The following is a 20,588-nucleotide window of genomic DNA, read 5'->3' on the forward strand; positions in this document are numbered from 1 at the left end:
TTGAGGAATCTGCTGATTGCGTTGCTATCTGACTAAATTAGTTTGCAGATTTCTTGAAAGGGGGTGAGCTATGAATACCTGATTTCTGTTTTTGGCCAAAAACATTCTTCACAAAATAAACTGAAAAAGTTGTTTCGATTAATTAAGGGACGTTTATTTGGTATGGATTTTTTTACGGGTTAAACAGAAAAGGAGAAAAGAATGAAAAGTAAATGGGGGAAAAAAATAAAGGGAATCATGTCACTGGTGATGCTGCTGGGGATGACATTCTCTTCGTTAGGGGGCGTAGCGCAAGTTTTTGCTGCTGATCAGGCGGTTCCTGCTAATTTGACCGTAGAGCATAATGCTACACAAAAATGGTCAGAAATTAAGTTTGATAAAGTAGACAAGGCCGAAAATTATTATATTTATCGGGCGGAAGAGATAGACGGTGAGTATCAACGAGTTCAAACAACCAAGGATACCCATACCGCCGATCCTTACATGGATGCCAAGGTCAACGGAACACTTAAGGCTGATTATCTTTACTATTATAAAGTTTCAGCCGTGGTCGAAGGTCAAGAACAAGCGGCCACCGAACCAGTCGCCAATCAGGATGTTCTTAAAGAAGTGGGTGATTCTAAAGAAGCTGAGCGTGAGACGACTGAAACAAGTAAGACAGCACAAGACTCTGGGGCAGTAGCCAGCGCGTATTGTGCGCCAACAACGAAACACAAAACCAGCTGTGATGGGAAACATAGCGGTTCGTCTTGTAATGACAACAATAAGCATGGCCAATACTGTGATAAAAAACACAGTAGTTGGCGAGGCTGCAACGAAAATAATTGGAAACATACGGATAATTGTGACAAAAAACACAGTGGCAAAAACTGCAACAACAACAATTGCAAACATGATGAAAACTGCGACAAAAATCATAATGGCGGCAACTGTAATGACAATAAATGGCAACACAAACCCGATTGTGATGAAAAACATAACGGGCACGGTTGCAACGACAACTGGAAACACGATGAAGACTGTGACAAAAAACATAGTGATAAAAACTGCAATCAAAACAACTACAAAGAAAAATGGGATGCTGTTAAATCGGTTTGCATCACGGAGACTCAACACCATTGGTTAGGTCTTTCATGGGAATCCAAAGGTGCAGATGCCGAATATAAAATTTATCGGAGCACGAGCAAGTGTAACGATTACCACTCAAGTTCCTTCAAAGAGATCGCAACGGTTAAAGGGAAAACCAGTTACAATGATCTCAAATTGAACCACAATACAACTTATTGCTACAAAGTCATGGTGAAACGTCCAAAAGCAACGCCTTCTTACACGATTGAAACTGTTAGCAGTGGGAACATCAGTAAATTTACGGTTTGCGCAACGACGTTGAATCCATGTATCAAAGCCAAGGCCGTTTCCGAAAGAGCGATCCAAGTTTCTTGGACGAATACGAAGAGCGATAACGCAGCTACGCGTTATGCTACCAGCTACACGTTATATCGCAGTACGACCAATAATATCAATCAGGCGACTGCGATTCAGGTCACTGGTAAACAAGAGGGTTCGGAAATGACTTACCAAGATAATTGCTTGAATCCGTGCACCACGTACTATTACTGGGTAAAAGCTAATTATGGTCAATGGAGCAGCTGGGTCAGCCTTCAATGGGGATCAGCTTGTGCAACGACCCTTAAGAAGAAAGAAATCGGAACCGATTTAAAAGGCTGTATCCAAAATCAGTTGAGCTGCGGTCGTCCGACGCGTTACTATGGCGCACAAATTTTCTTAGGAACGCAAAAACCGACAGAATACACGAAAGTTCGTGTGTATCGCAAAACGGGCGGTTGTGGTTATGGCGCAGCCTATAAAACCATCGATGTTCGTTATGCGAAATGTATGAATGGTTCTTTTGGGAAAGGCTATTACTTGGATTATTCATTAAGTAAAGTCTGCTTACCAAAAGGCACCCATTACTTCGCGATTCAAGCGGTGGGTTCAGATTGCGGCAAAGAAATTACGGGACCAATCAAGGAAATCGGCTGTGTCACCGTCAAATGTTAACAAAATAGTCCGTTAACGGCTAACGTTTCAATTGGACAAGATCGTTCCAAAAAGGAGGTCTGACAAAATTTTTGTCAGACCTCCTTTTTCTGAATGAACAACCGATTAATCGATAAAAATTGCTTCATGACCAGTATAGGGCAAGAATTTTTCGAACAAGTCAGCCGTTTTTAATTTCATATAATTGGTAACCGAACCGGAGCTGCAGCCATACCATTCACGGTCGGCCACCGATTGATCAAAAACCAGTTGGATCTCGTGTTCTGGGTCTAATAACAAGCCAAAAATGGTTGCCGCCCCAGGAATTACGCCTAGCCGTTCTTTCAATAAATCAGCCGAAGCAAACGATACCCGCGGAATCGCTAATTTCTTGCCGAATTCTTTCGTAACGAATTTGAAATCGGCCGGAGTAATGTAGAGATAGAACTTTGTTTTCTTTTGGTTGCATAAGAAAATCGTTTTGACGACTTCGATTCCTAAACGCTGATCGATGTCGATACAATCCTCCATCGTCAGTGCTTCACCGGTGGCGACTTGATGAAAAGAAATCGCTAATTTTTCCAAGACAGCATACGTTTTTGCTTCTAATTCGGAACCAAACTCCGTTGGGGGAGTCGTAGACATTTCACTAACGTAAACCATAACAGCCTCCTTTGGATTTGTGATAAATACTACAATACGTGTTTTTTAGCAATTTATCAACCCAAATTTAGCTTTTTTGACGATTCTGCTAAATCTTTAGCCACTAAGGAAGTTAAAACGACTTCAATATCTTTATAATCAGTAGCGGACAGATTTGAACGAATGATCAGGAATTCTTGGCCCTCCACTAAAAAGTTTCGACAGGCTGGAGAGGTTCCAATGATCAGTTGGGCCGTCTGTGGTTCAGCAACAAAGTCCAAATGGTATTGGTTTTTAAAATGCAGCTGGATCTTTTCACGAATAAGAATACTAAAAAGCTCGCTATACTCAGAGAAGACATAGATAGAAATATTCGGTAGACAATTCTCCAAGGGAAAAAGGCTGACACAAGTCAACAAGGAGTAAAGTTTTAGTTGCTGTTGGTCACACCATGAAACCTCCTGAGTGAACTTGTTCCAAAACGCTTCGAAACGGTGATGATAATAAGGAAACTGGGTCTGCAATGTGTTGAGTGAAAGGGTGTCACTTAGACGGTTAAGCATTTCATCGTTTAAATTGAAAAAGACCAGCGCCGCATACAGCTGTTTGATTTTGCGCGTGATAAATTTTTGTTCACGGTGATTTAGCGGCCTGAAATTGTTGGTGAAGGCTGCGATCCAGTGGGTGGCAGCTTGACTAAAGACCTGATCTTGTGAAGGGTTTTTGGTTTGTAATTCAAAATCATTTAACAATGAACTATAAATCGCATGAAGGAAAAATTTCCATTCATTCGTGTTCCAAGTTTTTAAAAAGGGCGGCTTCTTAGGAAACTTGAATTGATTGAGCCACTCTTGTTCCGCCCTGGTGAATGTCAGATCTGCTTTTTTATTTAGAAATTGATTGGTAATAAAAAGCCAAAAACTGATCATCTCACGGTTGGCGGGATTGTCGGTCAGTTTTAAATCAGCCTCGATCTGCTGAGACAACTGGTAATAAGAGTCTGTATCGCTTGCCCCGACCATTGCGAATTGCTGATAGAGCCCCCGCAAAAAGATGTAATAGAAGCGGCGGATATCAACCTCACGACCTTTTAAACTGATATTTGCTGAACAAGAAATATAAAGTTCATAATCGGCCAGCTCGCGATTGATTTCTTTAATTTTGCGTCGTAATTTAGATTCGCTGATATTTTTGGCCATACAAAACTGGATGGCTGAAATCTTCCGTTTGACTAGGATCGCACGGATGATTTGGCAAGCAAGGTCCTGCTGGTATAAGTAGCCAGCCAAGGATTGAAGATTCGATGAGGAGCGTTCTAGCTGGATACCACCGTTATTTATGCAAAGTTTCAATGAATAGTCTTTATTTTTATAAAGCTCAGCGATAATTGTTTGCAGTTCTTTACAATTCATCCGAATCGTCCCTAGACTGGCGTGCTCGATCTTTAATTGTAATTCTTTTAATGAAATCGGCGCCGATAGACGGTCTAAAGTCTCGATGATCTGAATCTTCAACAAGGTATTTTTATCCATTCCTAGCATCAAATATTCCCTCGATTCTCAATTATTAAAAAGTAACACCAGTAATTTATTTTTTTGTTGATAATATCATTTGTCCTAAATAATAACCTAATAATTGGTTAAAAATAAAGCGTTAAGCTGAAAAAGATAAAAAATATTCATTCTTATAACCGCTGTTATTTGTGTGTTTTTAAGATAGAAGTCGAAGTGTTCCAAGCAAACAAGCAAAACTGCGTATCTTCTTTTGAGAGTTAAGAAAATCAAAAGGAGGAAGAACATGAGCAAACGACTGATTTTGTTGCTACTATTATTTTTTTCTGGGGTCGGCATCTGTCTGCCAGAAGCAACCGCGGCTGAAGGCGGTGAGTATACCACAAAAGGAATGATCACCTTTACACCAAATGAAGAAATCACCGATCCTTTGAATCCGAGTGATCCTCTTCAACCAATTCAGCCAGTCGATCCGATTGATCCAAACGGTCCTAACCCCGGTACTGGGGGAGCGCTATCGATTGATTATGCTTCAAGTTTGGATTTTGGTGCGCAGAAGATCACGACACAAGATAAAATTTATCTAGCCAAGGCGCAAAAATACCAGACGACCACCTCTGAAGAAAAGCAAGGCCCTAATTATATTCAAGTTTCAGATAAACGGGGGAGTCAAGCTGGCTGGCGGTTGCAGGTCAAACAAGCAGAGCAATTTAAAACAGAAGAAGGCGAAAGCTTGAGTGGGGCCCAAGTAACCTTTAAAAACGGTCGGATCGCAACGATTGCGGAATCAGTGCCTCCCACCGCTTCAACGTCCGTAGTGATACAGCCAAACAATATGCTGAAGGATGTTTTGGTGTCTGAAAAAAATACTGGTGCAGGGACCTTTCTGCTTGCTTGGGGTGATGAACAGACGGCGGCTGAAAGTATTGAATTATTCGTACCCGGATCAGCCACTAAACTGGCTAAAGCGTATACCACGACCTTTACTTGGTGTTTAACTGATGCGCCACCAAATGCTTAAAAGATGTAGAAGAAGCCATTTATTGGTGTTGTGGGGATTTTTGGTACTTTTGGGTAGTTTTACTAATACCAGTTGGGCTGCGGAATTCAACTTTTCAGTTTTACCAGAAATTCCAGCGAATCAGCTAGCGCAAAATAGTAGCTATTTTGATTTGCTGATGCCACCAAACCACAAACAGGAATTGACGATCTGGCTAAAAAACGATACGGCGCAACCGGTGCTAGTCACAGCGACTACCCATTCAGCATTTACGAATGATAACGGAGTGGTTGAGTATGGCGGATCCGACGTCAAAAAAATCAATGATCCAACCTTGCGTTTTGATTTTGCTGAATTGATCCAAGCACCTCGCGAGTTGAAACTGGAGCCTCATACGAAAAGACCGTATCGTTTCACTCTTCAAATGCCAGCTGAAGTTTTTAGCGGCTTGATTGCTGGAGGGATTACCTTTAGCGAGAAAACAGAGCCGGCAGCAGTCACGAATCAGTCGGGGGTGGCAATCAACAATAAGTTCTCTTACGCCTTAGCAGTTTTGCTTCGCCAGCAAAGAGAAACTGGGCCACCCGATCTACGCCTGATCAAAAGCCAAATAGGACAAGTCAATCAGCGGACGGTACTACAAAGTACTTTGCAAAATCCGGCTGCCGCATATTTAAATCAGCTTGTTTGTCAGCTAACGCTGATAAAGCAAGGGCAGACCACCGCTTTCTATCAAGGAATTCAAAAAAATTTACAGGTGGCACCAAATAGTCGTTTTCAATTAACCAGTTTTTTGAATGAAACCGGAGAAAACAAGCGCGTCGCACCGGGAAAGTATCAAGTAGTACTGGAAGCTTATGGGCAAGAAGCACAAGAGGGTCCTTTCTACGATCCGAGGACGAAAAAAAGTTATCGCTATCATTGGTCACTAGAGGATGAACTTACAATTACTTCCGAAAAGGCCCAAAAGCTAAACACAACGGATGTGACGCTTAAACAAGAAGCGCCTGATCCATCCTTAATTTACGGATTACTCACCGTATTCGTACTGGTGGTTAGCCGAATGGTTTTTAGAAAAAGTAAGCGATAAATTTTTATGAAAATATCGTTTCCGCTTACATTATAGGGTATAATAGATCTAAAAGGAGTCGGCAATGAGAATTTCAGAAATGAAAAATATTGGTGTGGTAAATGAAGGGAAATTGGCAGAAGTAGGGATCGTGGAACCCGCTCAATTGCGTGAGCTAGGTACGGAGGCGGCCTTTTTAAAGATCCGCCATTTAGTTGATGATGGGGCTTGTTTACATCTATTGTATGGCTTAGAAGGTGCGATTCAAGATATTCCTAAGCGAGAATTAAGTGAGCGTCGGAAGGCTGAGCTGCGGGATTTTTTCAAACAATTAGATTAGCTTTTTTTGACTTTACTTGCAAGACTATTCACGTTACACTAAAAACAAAAAGGGAAGTGGCTTTTTGTTTTTAATCGCGTTAGTAATCTTTATTATTTTGGTGGGGGCATACAATGTCTTTCTTAGTCTGGCCCGCCGCAAGAAAAAGCAGATCACTCCGTTAATGGTGAATATCCAAGTGACCTTGAATCTGGCATTGATTATTGTGGGTTTGATTTACTTGATTTTTGGATAAGCAAAAGAGGAAGACATTGTCCTTCCTCTTTTTTTACGAGCATCAGTAGCGTTTTGAAATGATTTGGGCGCCAAAAGGTATTAGGGCTAATTGCGCAAGCTTTAAGGATTGGGCAGCAAAAGGAATCCCGACGATGGTCAGACAAAGCAGCAAGGCACTAATCAGATGCCCCAAAGCTAAGGGGATTCCAGAGACGATCAGCCAAATCAGATTGACAATAAAATTTATGCCCGTTGTTGAGTAGACGATCTCTTTTCCAAAGGGCGCAAAACTCAAGCTGGCAAATTTAAAGCACTGTAACCCTATGGGAATGCCGATAATCGTGAGACACCATAATAAACCGGCCAAACACCAAGTCAATCCGCCGATTAGACCACCAAAAATCAACCAGATTAAATTTCCGATACAAGACATATTTCATCACTCCCTTGATACTAGTGTAGCATTTTTCAAGAAAAGGACCTCCAACTTAAGTTGGAAATTTTCGTAAAGACTCCAAATTAGCAAATAAACGAGAAAGGAAGCGAACAGGTTGAAACGATTTGATTTACTTTCTGTCGATCGAAAAACGCGGCTGCAAGGTTATCACTGGCCGTGTGAAAAACCGTGGGCCGTGTTGCAAATCACCCACGGGATGGCGGAGCATCTCTTACGCTACGCTGGTTTTGCTGAATATTTGAATCAGCAGCAAATCGCAGTGATCGGCCACGATCATCTAGGGCATGGTGCTTCGATGCATCAGCAACCGGCGGGTTATTTCCACGATTCCCAGACTGAAAATGGCTTAGTGCGCGATTTGTACCAAGTGACACAGTGGGGTAAGAAAAACTACCCGGACATTCCTTTTTTAGTCTTGGGTCATAGCATGGGTTCATTTGTTTTACGGAATTATTTAACAGAATACGGCGCAGAGATTAGTGGCGCCATTTTAGTCGGTACCGGTCAGCAGCCGGCCTGGCTGACGCGTGTTGGTCGAAGCGTTGCTAAAGGACTAAGTAAGATCCAAGGAGAAAAACATCCTAGCTGGCTGATCGATCGCCTGGCTTTTGGTAGGATGAATCGTAAGTTTTCTCCCCAACGAACGGATAAAGATTGGTTGGTCAGTCTGTCACAAGAAGTCGACAATTATCTGGCGGACCCGGCTTGCGGCTTTTTATTTACCTTAAGTGGTTATCAGGAGTTATTTTCACAAATTATTCGCACACAAGACCCAGTGTTACTCCAACAAGTCTCCAAAGAACTACCGCTGTTATTTTTATCCGGCAGCGATGATCCAGTCGGGGAATTCGGCAAAGGCGTGCTGAAGGCAGCCGCCGCCTACCAAGGAGCGGGCGTGCAACAGGTGACGGTCAAACTCTACGAAGGTGCGCGCCATGAGCTCTTGAATGAAACTCAAAAACCAACAGTTTTTCGTGATATTTGCAAATGGATGGAAAAAATTTCCGGAAAATGATATCATTGTAAAAATTTTAGGTAATTGAGGGATTATATGAAAGCAGAATTTCTGATTGATTATTGTCGTCAAGCCGAGTGGTTGCGCCAAGAGGGCCAGCGTCAATCACCGATTGATATTGAAACGAGCCAAATTGAGACCGATGCTCACCTGAGCAATATTCAGGTGAATTTTTCAACGACACCGGCCACTTTTTTTAACAACGGTCAGAATCTGCAGCTCTTAGGAGCCGGAGAAGCCTATCTGAATAATCGCTGTTTTCAATTTGTGCAAATGCATTTTCATACGGATTCTGAGCATCAGCTAGATGGTCAAACTTTTCCTTTAGAAGGTCATTTTTTATTTCAAGCCCCAAATGGTCAGCAGGCAGTGATCGGCGTGTTTTATCAGATCGGTGCCGCTAATCCGGACTTTGAACAAGTCTTAAAGCAGTATGAGCAACAAGGAGACGGTGTTTGTTCGCTGGCCTGTCTACTCCCTGAAAATAAAAGTTACTACCATTATATCGGGTCATTGACGACGCCGCCTTTGACTGAAGGAGTGGAGTGGTATGTGCTGCAGACGAGCTTGACGGTTTCAGAAAAACAACTTGCCCGCTTTATCGCTATTCACGGTAGAAACAAACGGCTCTGCCAGCCGTTGAATAGTCGAAAAGTTTTAAGTTATAACGAATAAGCCGTTGAAACAGTAGCTCCTGCTGAATATCATTTGTTCGAAAAAGCGTGACAAGTTTCTGTCACGCTTTTTTCTATGGAGATTATTAACAAGCAGCTTGAAAGAAGAGCAGTGAGGGCAGCAAACATCTGAGCTTTATTGTTTACGGATTATGCTTTTCTATAAGCCAAAAAAGGATCACTCTTTCATACTAGAAAATGAGTGATCCTTTTTTATTATAGCGCATTTAATGACTGGTCTGGTAGCGAACCAAAGAAGTTCTAAAAAAGTTTTCAGCGATGTAATACTTGTTTTGCGCCAAGACTTTTCCATTCGTCGTATAGAGATTTTCGGTCATTAGCACTAATGTCTCGTCTTCGGAAAACTCCCGTCTGAAGCTATCCGGCTTTCTTGAGGAGATGCTGATCGTCAGTTTAGAGTTGGCTACTTCTCGATAAATATCTTTTTCCAAAAACTGGATAATCTGTTCTTTGTCTTCCAAGTCCAAGCCGAATGTTTTAATTGTTTCGGGTAGTAAGATTGAAAAAATATTCGCAACATTTTCTTCAGCGAGTTTATACCAAACGTTCAATGTAAAGTAGGAGATATCCTTCACTTCAAATAGCTTATCTGTAAACACACTACTAGGATTTTTAAAATAATATGCATCCTTTTGAGTGATCTGTTCGATCGGAATAGTTAAACTATCTAAAATCGGACACCCCAAGGCCCGGATCCCCTGATCATTTTTTTGCGTTTCTGAAAGATTGACAAAATGTCCTTGACCATGAATGCTACTGATGATACCGTCTTCCTTCAAAAGAGACAAGGCGGTCCGCAGGGTCACGCGGCTGACATTGAAATCATTCGTTAATTGTTCCTCAGAAGGTAATTTTGAACCGGGAGCAAATTGCGATCGTTTGATCATCAGTAAAATTTGGTTGTAAACTTGAACATATTTTGGCGTACGATGCATCTTTATCACCATTCCTCGTAAAATCAATATAGTTGCATTGTATCATAATCAGATTGGATAGATAAATTCAATAAAGGAACCGAAATGTTCACGACCAGGCATCGTATATGTTCTGTAAGAAATAAAGTTTAGACTGGACAATAAATGTTGCATCGGGAGGTTAGAATGATTTGTGCTTATTTTTAATTGCAATAACTCACTCTTTTGTTTTTCTTCATGAATGATATCTGACAAAATAAATCGGGCAATTCCGCTTCTTTGATGTTGCGAGCTGACAACTAGACGTTGGATAAAACCGGTTTTTTTATTTTTTGAGAAGGCAACACTGGCTTCATAGTGCATACCGTAAATTAACAAATGTTTCTGCTGGATATCTTGTCGAATGATTTTCTTATTCGGGTAGGAGGTATCCCATTGAGTAATACCCGCTTTGTCCATTTGTTTCTTTCCGTCAGCGATCAAAGCCATAATATGGGGATAATCACTGAGTTTGGCTGTTCGTCTGCAATAAATCATTGTCACTATTGAAAAAGAAGCAATGAGAGCACTAATGAAAGGATCACGCCGAAGATCATTGGCACTGACGTTCTGCGAACGATTTGCATCGGAGACAGTTTTGTTGTCCCGGCGACAATTAGTATTACCGCTGCGACTGGAGAAACGGCTCTCAAAAGATTACCAGATAACTGCATAGGAATCGACAAAGCGACAGGATCAATTCCAGCAGCTTTCGAAAGCGGAATCATTAATGGAATCATTGCAAAAAGCAGTGCGGTTCCACTTCCGCTAAGCAAAACGATTACTGCTGTAAAGGCCACCATGATAACTGGTAGTAGAATTCCGGCACCATTGATATTTTCCATTGTTTTCTGAACCAATTCGATGATACCGATTGATGTAAGTCCTTGGACAAAGACTTGTGCAGAAACTAATAAAGCCACGATGCTCATGACACTACCCATTCCATCAAAGAAATAGCTTGTTTCTTTTAAAACGGAATTGACGGAGCGTCGAGTCACAAATTCGACAAGTACAGCGATAATGAAACTGATCAGGCTGACTACTTGTACGCTGATATTCAATGTAGTTCCAAGAACCAGGTTCAATACAAAAACAATCAGTAATAAAATGATTGGTAGTAGAGGCAATATCCCGTAGACAAAGGCTTGAAAACCAGAATACGTAGTTTCAGTATCTGCTTTTGCTTCATTTCCGTCATTTCCGGCGATTTCTTCTGCATAACTCAGAGTTTCCTTTTGCTTCAGATCTTCATGTTTTTGCCAGAAATAATGAACGAGCGCAATTGCTAAAAGAGTAGGAATTGAAACAATGGCATGGCTTTTGAAGACGTAGTCTGTAACGTTTACATTTAATAATGAAGCAATCGCCACGTTGTCTGAACCTAAAGGTGTGGGCACGATCGTAGCGGAAGTTCCGATGATGGCCGCTGCGCTTAAGCGAGACATACCAGCTGTCCGTAAAACTGGATAGAGCGTGGCTAATAAAATAATCGCTAAATTAGAAGCACTTGGAATAACTAAAGACAATAAGTTTCCAATCAAGAAAACAATTGGGATTAGAATATAGATCGACTTTATTTTTGCGATTGGTTTTGTTAAAGCCTGCACGGTGACTTTATTTGCGCCAATGTGGTTCATATAAGCGCTGTAACCGCCTAAAATCAGGATGACAAACCCAGGACCGACCAAGGTATTGGTGAATTGATCTACGATTACTTGAAAGGGATCGAGTAAAAGTGCACCGGTTGTTTCACTTATTTCAAGTTTTCTTCCCATCATAAGGGCGATATACATGAGGATGACACCCAAAATCAGTAAAGTCATCTTAATATCGTTTTTTTTCAATAACATATAAACAAGAATTCCAACAGCTAGTATACCAACGATACAAGTTAATAAAACATTCATATTATTCAACCACTCTTTCCTTATCTTGTTTTAGCAATGGATTCGATAAACCATTCTTCAAATTGTTCAGGATCTACACTGATAGCTACTTCGGCATTGGCAGAAAGATTCAAGTAGCCTTTTAGATCGATCAGCGATGCGCCCGCAGTCAGTAAACCTGTCGTTTCGATCTCGACTCTTGTTGAAACAATCTCAAACATTGCTGGATTCAAAACTAATCCAATCGCTAAGGCATCATACATACTTAAACCTGAAGCGAAGCTGCCTCCGCGGTATTTTGAAAATAGCTGATAGAACATCTCACCAATCGTTCCTAGATCGTTGATTTTTTCGGAAACGGCAGGCATTACTTTGGCTTGACGACCAACTTCCATCGGGGCAACTTGGATTGGGATGCCGCTATCAAAAACGATTTTAGCAGCCTCTGGATCAGCGGCAAAATTAAACTCGGACAATACGCCGTAATTCCCTCTACCTAAACTCCCGCCCATGACAACGATTTGTTCAATTTTTTCAAAGTCTTGTGGGTATTGATGGATAAATAAAGCGATATCAGTTAAAGGGCCAATACCGATCAGAGTTGTCTTATCTTCTGACTGGACAACGACTTCGTGCATTGCAGCAGCAGCAGTCACTGATTGGTCGACTGAAAGTACAGGTTCAGGGAAAGCATATCCGTCCATCCCAGTTTTACCATGGACATTGCTGGCATTGATCGATTTTCTTAACAGTGGTTGATGACTGCCTAATACAACACGAGGAGACTTTTTATAAAGCGTAAGTAATTTTTCGGTATTTATTTTAGTATTTTCTAAACTTACATTCCCAAAAATAGGACAGATCAGCTTCACATCAAGTTGTTCGCTGAAAAGAGCCAAAGCAATTGCAACGGCATCGTCAATTCCCGGGTCTGTACTGATAATTACTGATTTTTTTTTCATAAAATTCACTCTTTCTTTATTAGATTGAAACGTTTCCAAAAGAATAATACAACATAGTATCATTTAAGTCAACGTTGTATTAAAAATAGCGGGCTGACTTTTTCAGCAGGAAGTGTCAGGGGCAACTCCGCCCTTGGTCGGAGGATTAGTTGCTTGATTTCATGTATAGTGGAGATGAATGATAGAAATGATTTGTGAGGAGGATGAACATGCTGCTTTGGTGTTTTATGATCGTTTTTGTTTTGATCGTCATTTATCTTATTTTGCCGGGCGGACCGGCCTGGACGAAGTTTTTAACCGATGTTGAACTGTCTTTTCAGTCTCAATCATCGTCGGTTCAACCAGCATTGATCACGGAAGCAGCGATTGCGGAGCTGCCACCGCTTTTGAAAAAGTATCTTAAGAAAAACGGCTATGTCAATCAACCGCTGATGAGCAATATGTATGTCCGCTTTGAACATACCAAATTTCGGATGGCACCGGACAAAGAGCCAATCTCAATTGATTTTCGGCAAGTTAACTTTGTCGATCGGCCAGATCGCTACGCGTTTTTACAGGCGCGGCTGTTTGGTTTGCCTGTTCAGGTGAGAGACAGTGTTCAGGATGGGCGCGGTGCAATGATCGGTGTGTTAGCTAAATGGTTTCCGTTGTTTCACTCGACCGGTCCTGAGATGGATCAAGGCCAGCTGATCACCGCATTAGCCGATGCAGTATTTTTACCGAGTTTATTTTTACAAACATATGTAAGTTGGCGTACATTGGATGAGCGAACGATTGAAGGGAAGATTACGTGGAACGGCGTGAGTGCCAAGGGACGGTTTACTTTCGATGATTCGGGTGACATCATTCGTTTTGATACTAAGGATCGTTACATGGATGAAAACGGAAAGGGGACTTCGTTGGTTCCGTGGTTCGTTCTTTATGAAAATTATGAAAGTGATCAACAGTACCGTCGACCAGGATGTGTCAGTGTGAATTGGCGCCTGCCTCAGGGAGACGATAATTATTTTGTCAGTGATAAGATCACGGTCGACTATTCTGTTGATTGGACGAAAATAAAGTAAAAAAAATACAGCCACGGCTGTATTTTTTTTTTACTGGTTTCAGGAACGATCCGCCAAACAGCGAAGAGTCCGGAAACCGTTTAATGTCCTTTATGTTTTTCTCGTTTTTTAGCCTGCTTTTGTTGAAAGCGGGCTTTAGCATAGGCAGCTTTTCTTTGCCGTCGGTGCGTTTGGTTCGCCGTTTTTGACTGATCTCGTAATTCGCTAATAGCAAGTTGTGCCTTAGTCGATACGGCTGGTTGCCGTTTTTGTCGATTGATCAAGCGCTGCATCCGTTTTGGATTTCCGCATTTTTTAGTCTGCGGCTTGGCAGAGACCGTCCCAGCTTGTGCTAATAAGCGCGGCAAGTGCTGTGTGATGAATAAGAAAAGATCCGCATCCTTTGGCTCAGCTCCAAAAACATATCGGATTACTTGGTAATGACCATCGTCTTCAGTTTCGACTAAGCCACACCAAAAACTGCCATCGAAGTAAACCGTTAACTTCATAATGACACCTCCCTAATTTTTAATCTAAGCAAGGGACAACCCGGGGAGGGCAGGTTACTGACATTTTCATGCGACGGACTACCAACCGTCATGTGTTTTTATGCTCGAGTTTAGTTTACCTGTTCCCTTTAAAAAAGCAAGCGGCTAATGAATCAGCTGACCAATTTCAATGAAGAAATGTCAAAAAATATTGCTTCGCTCAGTTCTGCTCAGGGAATTTTCTGATTTTTTTATTAATTAATATTTATGATCCAACAAATAATTATTATAAAAATCATCTTTTTACTTCTTAAAGAAATATTTGATTCATGAGGAGACGATGAGTGAGAGGTTGTTATCAAAATGATCTCTATTAAGGACTATGACTGGGATTTATCCCTTCTTTCGTATTGCATTCGTTATAAAAAAAGAAAAAAACAGCGAATTTTGACTAGCGTTGAATGGTGCTTTTTTAAAATTAGATTAACAAAAAATGATAAGTACTGTATCGTAAGAATTGTAGAATAACAAACCGTATTTAAAAAGAAAACTTGACGAAAGGTGTTTTTAAAAATGATAAAACTTTATGGCTCGGCTAGTTGTAATTCATGTAGGAAAGCGCAGGCGTGGTTAGAAGCACAAGAAGTAAATTTTGAAGCAAGAGACATAATAATCAACCCGCTAGCGCAACAAGATTTGGCAGATCTTTTGGCTTTAACAGAGACCGGTACAGAAGAAATAATCGCCACTCGCTCCAAGGTCTACCATAAATTCACCATTGATTTTAATGAGCTATCCCTTGAAGAACTGACCGAAGTGATTACTGATAATCCTGGGTTGTTGAAGCGACCGATCATTACAGATGGCGTCAACTTACAAATTGGCTATAATGAAGCAGAACTTCAGCAATTTGTAGCAGAAACGGAAGAGTCGAAGCAATCACCCGGAATTTTGTATTATTGGGAGCTAGAACAAGAAAGTTTGGTCTAATGATTTCAATCAATAAGCAAACTGAACCTGATTCAGACCTTTAGGAAGATTGGACCTACTAGTAAACAAGTCATACAAGAAAAATCGTTTGTGCCTTTTTACAAATGCTGGCTGGGAGTCGATTGACTAAGAGGGACTGTTGGCGAAGCTGAAACAAGGGAAGGCACACTGAAAGGAGCTTGCTATGAAGACTGATTTTGAAAATAGTGCGATAGAACGAATGTTGCAAGCAGGGCTTCCACTAGCTCACATTCAACAACAAAAAAGAATTTTTTTTCAAGATCTTGCGGTAGAAAATTATTATAAGCCCATTGAAGCGACCGAAGAATCCGATCAAGTTATTCCAGTTCCTAAAATCCTGGCGGTAAACAGCGATTTGGAGCTTGCTGGCACTTCGGTCTATGATTTTTTTATGGGCAAGACCGCCGGGAGCGATCTTGCAAAGAGTGAGGAACAGTTAAAGGCGTTGGAAGAGCGTGGCCTTACAAGCCAACAAGCCGCGTATGGCGACCGAGCGTTGGCAGAAGCTTTGATGCCGCTGAATTTTCATTATTACCAAGAAGAGGATGGTTATATCTTGCAAGGGGCAGGGGTCCATCAAGTTGTGGCAGCTAAAATGTTCGCCGCGCCACTAATTTTTGGTCGCGTCGCAGTTTACCAACTGGATGAAGAGCAGCAGAAGCTTTATGAGGAATTTGCTTCTTTAAATGAAATATTGCGTTTAACCGATCTGAAAGGGGTAACGCTGGATTATTTTCAAGCGAATAAGAAGGGGAAACAGAATGATTTGCCAGAATAAAATAGGTGTGATCAAGATTTGATCACACCTATTTTTTGCGAAGTTTACAAATAGCCTTCAGCTTCTTTTCGCGTTAGCCAAAAATGAATTCCACCAGTGGAATCCGCCCAACGATTAGGGTTGAAATTATCAGCAACGACCCATTCACCTACGCGATAAATGAAATCCCCATCGACATAAGCAACGGCTTCCTCGTAATCTTCATTCGTATGCATATCCTTGATAGTCAATACTTTAGCTTTATCACAGCGGCAGCAGGTATTGGTGGCGGAAGTTCTACGGGCATCTGCTGGGATCAGTAATTGCACGATTCGAAAATCAAAACATTTTTTATAACCGATAAACGCTCCTTCTTGAGGACAGTGAAGTTCGAAATATTGGGTGGTTTCATCGTAGATAATATCGGTCAAGTCAGCCTGTTCCAGTAGCGCAAAATATAAGTTGGCGCCAGAAATATCCGCCCCGCGCAAACTACAGCCTTGAAAATCGGTTCCTTTTAATGAAGCATTTTTTAACTGTGCCTCGGAAAAATCACAATCGATACACAGGCAGTTATCTAAATTTGCTTCAGATAAATCGGCATTGGAAAAATCAACGCCTTCAAAGGTCAGATCATGGAAATTTGCTCCGCGTAAATTGCGAAAAGAATAATCTTGCTTTTTCAGACCATTACTCATGAAAGGCCATCCTCTCTGTTTTTTATTCTATTTTAACATGCCGGAGAAGACTCGCTTGCTGATTTTTCTAAATAAAGCTTTGTTTTTTGTGCAAAAAATTTCGTATATTCGAAAAAAGTGGAGAGACAAAATTCTTGTCCCTCCACTTTTATTTAATCATCGCTATGAAAATTGACGACATTATACCAATGGTGGTCATCATAGCTCATGCGGTAGCGCTCCGGTGAAAAACCAGAGAGGGCATAGCCCAGCAGCATGATCAAGATTCCAGCACCAAGCAAATACGTGGCTAGTTTTGGAACGAGTAATTTTGTTTTCATACTTGGACCACCTTTCGTTGGAAAATATTGCGCCGAATGATGCCCATCAAGCTGCGATGCAGATTGATAAAGACTGCACTGAATTTATAAGTCAACCACATGCATAATAGACCGAAGCCGAACAGAAACAACCCCATACCAAACTGAGTCACACCCATAAAAATGGAATCAAACAGGACAAAAGGGCTGGTGAAAGCCGCGACAGCACCACCGATGATTGTTCCGCCAGCGATGCAAGCACCGGTGAAGGGGATACACCAGATTATGATGTCGATACTCAACAGTACGAGAAATGCCGCCAGTGCTAGACTGCCCCATAAAGGAAAGCCTAAAATCAGCAAGCTGATCCACAACCAATTAAAACGGCGGGGGACCTTGACCTCGGTGGGAATCCCAGCGGCTTCATAAGCCAACTGCTGAGGATCTCCTAGTTTCGCGACGGCCGCTTTTTCCGAATAACCGTCTTCCATTAAATCTAAAATCATTTCATCGTAATACTCAATCAAGCGGTGGACTTCGCTAGGGCGGACTTCATAAGCCAAATAATTGCTTAATTCCTTAATAAATTCTACGCGATTCATTTTGCAACACTCCTTTTGATATACTGGTGGATCGCTTCGACGTCGTTCCATTCGTGTAAAAATTGTTGGATACTGGCAAAACCTAATTCTGTTAGGTGATAATATTTGCGCAAGCGGCCATTGTGGATTTTTGAATACGTCGCAACTTTTTCATTTGTTTCTAGCCGTTTGAGGATGGGATAAAGAGTCGACTCGGTCAGCTCAAGCTGGGAATCGATCTCCTTGACGATTTGATAGCCATAAGAATCTTTTTCCACAAGGGAAGCCAACACACAATACTCGATCAGGCCTTTTTTTAATTGACTGTCCATCACAAACACCTCTCTATACGTAATACTATACATTACATAGTATAGGAGGACTATCAGACTTAAGGCGGATTTTCTTTAACCCCTCTTAGTGCTACTAATTTCAAAAAAGGCTATCCCAAAATAAGGAGGTGTGACAAAAAGCTTGTCACACCTCCTTATTCCGAATAAATAGTGTTTCAAAAGGAGCTTCTTTTGAAATAAGCTACCCTTGTCACAACCTCGTTGGTTAACGGCTATCAAGTTTCTTCAACGCTTTTTCGGGAACTTGACTACGGGCTACGTCTTCATAAGCTTCTACATGATGACCTTTGATAATTAGTTTCAAATAGCGCTTTTTTTTCGAATTAGTGAAGCCGTTAAAATCATTGAATTGGACCTTTTGGGTTTTGCCATCTTTATTAGCGGCCGTTTGCTGGTAGAGGGCGGTCCCCTTCTCGTTTATCGATTGAGGCGTTGTGGTTTTTACGTAAAGCTCACTTTTAGGGACAATAGGATTGTATTGATCCAAAAGATCAGCGACTTCCCCCGGTGACTGTTTGGAATATAGTGCTGCACCAAAAAGTAAAATAAAAATTCCAGCCACCCCATAAATGATTCCGTAAATTAATTTTCTAAGCATAGTTGAATGTTTTTCCTTTCTAATTTATTAGCACTAGCTTAGCAAGTCAAGGACGGATAAAAATCGGGCGAGGGGCTGAGATGAAACTAACAAAACTGTCACAATGAATTTAGCTATTGAAGAAAGTGGGTGAGTGGTATAGGCTTGTCAATAGAAAGCGTTTTCTTTTTCCGCTTATGTCAATTGTCAGGTTGCAGTCGAGGAAATCAATGATAGGAGGAAATAATGAAATTTTTTCTAGATACCGCGAACATGGAAGAAATCGAACGGATCAATCAACTTGGTTTGGTGGATGGTGTGACAACCAATCCCACTATCATCGCAAAAGAAGGCAAAGACTTTGAAACCGTCATTAAAGAGATCTGTGACTTAGTTGAGGGTCCCGTCAGTGCTGAAGTCACCTCATTAGACAGTGAAGGAATGATTCGCGAAGCTCGAGTGATTCATCAATGGGCGGAAAACATCGTAGTGAAAATTCCGATGACCGAAGCGGGTCTGAAAGCCGTCCATACGATCGCAAAAGAAGGGATCAAAACCAATGTGACCTTGATCTTTTCGGCGGCACAAGGCTTGATGGCCGCTAAAGCCGGAGCGACCTACGTCAGCCCGTTCTTAGGCCGGCTCGATGATATCGCATCAGATGGGATTCAATTAGTCAGTGATCTTAGAGTGATTTTTGATAACTATGACTTTAAAACAGAGATTATCGCCGCCAGCATCCGAAATTTAGGACACGTGGAGGCGGCTGCTTTAGCAGGTTCAGATATTGCGACGATTCCGGGAACACTTTTTGAAAAATTGTGGAGCCATCCCTTAACTACCAATGGGATCGCCCAATTTGAAGCAGATTGGCAATCTTACCAAGCAAAGAATCAATAAAAAAGATCAGTGAGCGATTTTTCGCTCACTGATCTTTATTTTTTACGATTGCGACGAATCATGATAAATGCGATCAGAACCAAGAGAAGGACGCCAGCGACAGTCAGCCAAGTTCTTCTTTCTTCGCCGGTCCGAGGAAGGATGCCTAAGATTTTATCCTCCTGTTTATTGGGATCACTCTTAGCAGGAACGCTGTTTTCAGCACTTTCTGCGGTTGTTGATGCAGTAGTTGAACTCCAGCTGGTAGAAGTTGAAGTGGTTTCAGTTGTACTAGGATTCGTTGGGACAGTGCCACCGCTACGTACGTCATCGTCATTAGCATAGCGAGCAATCCAAGCGATGATGCCTGGGAAAAAATTCCCTTGAGTGGCGATCATTTCTTCTTGGAGCGGCGAGATATGTTTCAAGACATTGGTTAACTCTTGATTGCTCATTTGACGAATCGCCATAAAGGAACTGTTACTAGGATAAAGGGCCGCTAGATAAGCTTGCAGACTGTCGATTTTATCCACCATCTCAAGGGCATTCGTATAATAATGGGGATCATAATTGATAATATTTTGAATGTTGTCCCAAGATAAAGTGTGGTCTTTATATAAGGCTTGTAGGATGCGGGCATAGCCGCTGACATCTAATCCATAAGTATCGGCACTGATGCGTTGACAAAGGAGCATCGCATTCAGCAACTGCTGATCCGAATAGCTGTCGACTTCGCTAGGTGAAAGGATGCTGGCCATTGACGGATCTTTCAACAGTGTACGAATTTTTTCAGGGTCTTGTTCATTATCGATTGGATCATTACTTTTTTTAATACCAGTTTCTTTTTCGATTTGATCGATGGTAGTATCTTGAGCTTTTTGGAGATTACTAAGTTCGCTGTTTTCAGTTTCGCTGGTTGCAGCAGAATCATCGGAGTCAGTCGTTGCCACTGTGCTGTTCTCAACGAAACTTGCACTTGAACTAGTTTGTTCGGTAATAGTGAGGCTCGATTCATGAGTTAATTCTGCATTTGAAGATTCGGCCTGTACACTCATTGGGAATAAAAATAATAGTAAGAAAGCAAAAATTGTTTTTTTCAAAAAACTCACTCCT

Annotated in this window: 25 protein-coding genes; 11 read left to right on the forward strand and 14 right to left on the reverse strand. The window is 41.5% G+C overall.

The window, feature by feature from the left end:
• Positions 1 to 201 precede the first annotated feature (201 nt).
• Positions 202 to 2,061, forward strand: coding sequence for a fibronectin type III domain-containing protein (locus EP1_RS04970; RefSeq protein WP_067624387.1), 1,860 nt, complete (start codon positions 202 to 204; stop codon positions 2,059 to 2,061).
• Between the two features lie 105 nt (positions 2,062 to 2,166).
• Here the strand turns inward: EP1_RS04970 and EP1_RS04975 are convergent, their stop codons facing one another.
• Complete coding sequence (locus EP1_RS04975) at positions 2,167 to 2,703, reverse strand: prolyl-tRNA synthetase associated domain-containing protein (protein WP_067624390.1); 537 nt, start codon at positions 2,701 to 2,703, stop codon at positions 2,167 to 2,169.
• Between the two features lie 56 nt (positions 2,704 to 2,759).
• Positions 2,760 to 4,223, reverse strand: coding sequence for a helix-turn-helix domain-containing protein (locus EP1_RS04980; protein ID WP_067624393.1), 1,464 nt, complete (start codon positions 4,221 to 4,223; stop codon positions 2,760 to 2,762).
• Between the two features lie 256 nt (positions 4,224 to 4,479).
• Between EP1_RS04980 and EP1_RS04985 the strand changes: the two genes are divergently transcribed.
• The 4 genes from EP1_RS04985 to EP1_RS13505 all read left to right on the forward strand — a co-directional run bounded on the left by EP1_RS04985 (position 4,480) and on the right by EP1_RS13505 (position 6,837).
• The gene (locus tag EP1_RS04985; RefSeq protein ID WP_067624396.1) at positions 4,480 to 5,214 is read left to right on the forward strand and encodes a WxL domain-containing protein; all 735 of its coding nucleotides are present in this window, start codon (positions 4,480 to 4,482) and stop codon (positions 5,212 to 5,214) included.
• A 25-nt stretch (positions 5,215 to 5,239) separates the two neighbouring features.
• Positions 5,240 to 6,283 (forward strand): WxLIP family cell surface protein, encoded by a 1,044-nt coding sequence (locus EP1_RS04990; protein ID WP_167540742.1) that lies wholly within the window; start codon positions 5,240 to 5,242, stop codon positions 6,281 to 6,283.
• Positions 6,284 to 6,347: 64 nt separating this feature from the next.
• Positions 6,348 to 6,602: a TfoX/Sxy family DNA transformation protein gene (locus EP1_RS04995; protein WP_067624398.1), complete on the forward strand. Its 255-nt coding sequence runs from the start codon at positions 6,348 to 6,350 to the stop codon at positions 6,600 to 6,602.
• A gap of 64 nt (positions 6,603 to 6,666) precedes the next feature.
• The gene (locus EP1_RS13505) at positions 6,667 to 6,837 is read left to right on the forward strand and encodes a hypothetical protein (protein WP_167540743.1); all 171 of its coding nucleotides are present in this window, start codon (positions 6,667 to 6,669) and stop codon (positions 6,835 to 6,837) included.
• Between the two features lie 42 nt (positions 6,838 to 6,879).
• Here the strand turns inward: EP1_RS13505 and EP1_RS05000 are convergent, their stop codons facing one another.
• Positions 6,880 to 7,251 carry a YccF domain-containing protein gene (locus EP1_RS05000; RefSeq protein WP_067624401.1) on the reverse strand — a complete coding sequence of 124 codons (372 nt, stop codon included), beginning with the start codon at positions 7,249 to 7,251 and terminating at the stop codon, positions 6,880 to 6,882.
• Positions 7,252 to 7,369: 118 nt separating this feature from the next.
• Here EP1_RS05000 and EP1_RS05005 point away from each other — a divergent pair, with 118 nt between their 5' ends.
• Positions 7,370 to 8,290, forward strand: a complete 921-nt coding sequence (locus tag EP1_RS05005) for an alpha/beta fold hydrolase (RefSeq protein ID WP_067624403.1) — start codon at positions 7,370 to 7,372, stop codon at positions 8,288 to 8,290.
• A gap of 36 nt (positions 8,291 to 8,326) precedes the next feature.
• Positions 8,327 to 8,965, forward strand: a complete 639-nt coding sequence (locus EP1_RS05010; RefSeq protein WP_067624406.1) for a carbonic anhydrase family protein — start codon at positions 8,327 to 8,329, stop codon at positions 8,963 to 8,965.
• Positions 8,966 to 9,191: 226 nt separating this feature from the next.
• Here the strand turns inward: EP1_RS05010 and EP1_RS05015 are convergent, their stop codons facing one another.
• The 4 genes from EP1_RS05015 to EP1_RS05030 are packed head-to-tail and all read right to left on the reverse strand — an operon-like array spanning position 9,192 to position 12,789.
• A complete protein-coding gene (locus EP1_RS05015; RefSeq protein WP_067624408.1) occupies positions 9,192 to 9,920 on the reverse strand; it encodes a winged helix-turn-helix domain-containing protein in 729 nt (242 codons plus the stop codon).
• 48 nt (positions 9,921 to 9,968) lie between these two features.
• Entirely contained in the window at positions 9,969 to 10,436 is a 468-nt protein-coding gene (locus EP1_RS05020) for a GNAT family N-acetyltransferase (protein WP_245630583.1), read from the reverse strand.
• A 5-nt stretch (positions 10,437 to 10,441) separates the two neighbouring features.
• Entirely contained in the window at positions 10,442 to 11,848 is a 1,407-nt protein-coding gene (gene dcuC, locus EP1_RS05025) for a C4-dicarboxylate transporter DcuC (RefSeq protein WP_067624411.1), read from the reverse strand.
• A 20-nt stretch (positions 11,849 to 11,868) separates the two neighbouring features.
• Positions 11,869 to 12,789 (reverse strand): nucleoside hydrolase, encoded by a 921-nt coding sequence (locus tag EP1_RS05030; protein WP_067624414.1) that lies wholly within the window; start codon positions 12,787 to 12,789, stop codon positions 11,869 to 11,871.
• A 209-nt stretch (positions 12,790 to 12,998) separates the two neighbouring features.
• On the opposite strand from EP1_RS05030, the gene EP1_RS05035 reads away from it, so the two are divergent.
• Positions 12,999 to 13,853 carry a DUF6544 family protein gene (locus tag EP1_RS05035; RefSeq protein ID WP_174519740.1) on the forward strand — a complete coding sequence of 285 codons (855 nt, stop codon included), beginning with the start codon at positions 12,999 to 13,001 and terminating at the stop codon, positions 13,851 to 13,853.
• Between the two features lie 80 nt (positions 13,854 to 13,933).
• Here the strand turns inward: EP1_RS05035 and EP1_RS05040 are convergent, their stop codons facing one another.
• Complete coding sequence (locus EP1_RS05040; RefSeq protein ID WP_067624421.1) at positions 13,934 to 14,341, reverse strand: YjdF family protein; 408 nt, start codon at positions 14,339 to 14,341, stop codon at positions 13,934 to 13,936.
• Between the two features lie 552 nt (positions 14,342 to 14,893).
• Between EP1_RS05040 and spx the strand changes: the two genes are divergently transcribed.
• Positions 14,894 to 15,310: a transcriptional regulator Spx gene (spx, locus tag EP1_RS05045; protein WP_067624424.1), complete on the forward strand. Its 417-nt coding sequence runs from the start codon at positions 14,894 to 14,896 to the stop codon at positions 15,308 to 15,310.
• Between the two features lie 184 nt (positions 15,311 to 15,494).
• A complete protein-coding gene (locus tag EP1_RS05050; RefSeq protein WP_067624427.1) occupies positions 15,495 to 16,109 on the forward strand; it encodes a hypothetical protein in 615 nt (204 codons plus the stop codon).
• 44 nt (positions 16,110 to 16,153) lie between these two features.
• Here the strand turns inward: EP1_RS05050 and EP1_RS05055 are convergent, their stop codons facing one another.
• The 5 genes from EP1_RS05055 to EP1_RS05070 form a co-directional block, all read right to left on the reverse strand.
• Positions 16,154 to 16,786 carry a pentapeptide repeat-containing protein gene (locus EP1_RS05055; protein WP_067624430.1) on the reverse strand — a complete coding sequence of 211 codons (633 nt, stop codon included), beginning with the start codon at positions 16,784 to 16,786 and terminating at the stop codon, positions 16,154 to 16,156.
• Between the two features lie 152 nt (positions 16,787 to 16,938).
• Positions 16,939 to 17,106: a hypothetical protein gene (locus EP1_RS13510; RefSeq protein WP_167540744.1), complete on the reverse strand. Its 168-nt coding sequence runs from the start codon at positions 17,104 to 17,106 to the stop codon at positions 16,939 to 16,941.
• The gene (locus tag EP1_RS05060) at positions 17,103 to 17,687 is read right to left on the reverse strand and encodes a DUF1700 domain-containing protein (RefSeq protein WP_067624433.1); all 585 of its coding nucleotides are present in this window, start codon (positions 17,685 to 17,687) and stop codon (positions 17,103 to 17,105) included. The genes EP1_RS13510 and EP1_RS05060 overlap by 4 nt, the downstream gene beginning before the upstream one ends.
• On the reverse strand, positions 17,684 to 17,998 hold the full coding sequence (locus EP1_RS05065; protein WP_067624436.1) for a PadR family transcriptional regulator: 315 nt from the start codon (positions 17,996 to 17,998) through the stop codon (positions 17,684 to 17,686). The genes EP1_RS05060 and EP1_RS05065 overlap by 4 nt, the downstream gene beginning before the upstream one ends.
• A gap of 226 nt (positions 17,999 to 18,224) precedes the next feature.
• A complete protein-coding gene (locus EP1_RS05070) occupies positions 18,225 to 18,617 on the reverse strand; it encodes a YxeA family protein (RefSeq protein ID WP_067624439.1) in 393 nt (130 codons plus the stop codon).
• A gap of 225 nt (positions 18,618 to 18,842) precedes the next feature.
• On the opposite strand from EP1_RS05070, the gene fsa reads away from it, so the two are divergent.
• Positions 18,843 to 19,496 carry a fructose-6-phosphate aldolase gene (fsa, locus tag EP1_RS05075; RefSeq protein ID WP_067624442.1) on the forward strand — a complete coding sequence of 218 codons (654 nt, stop codon included), beginning with the start codon at positions 18,843 to 18,845 and terminating at the stop codon, positions 19,494 to 19,496.
• Positions 19,497 to 19,531: 35 nt separating this feature from the next.
• Here the strand turns inward: fsa and EP1_RS05080 are convergent, their stop codons facing one another.
• A complete protein-coding gene (locus EP1_RS05080) occupies positions 19,532 to 20,575 on the reverse strand; it encodes an LPXTG cell wall anchor domain-containing protein (protein WP_067624445.1) in 1,044 nt (347 codons plus the stop codon).
• Positions 20,576 to 20,588 lie beyond the last annotated feature (13 nt).

This window comes from Enterococcus pseudoavium NBRC 100491, from assembly GCF_001544295.1.
Classification (GTDB): domain Bacteria; phylum Bacillota; class Bacilli; order Lactobacillales; family Enterococcaceae; genus Enterococcus_A; species Enterococcus_A pseudoavium.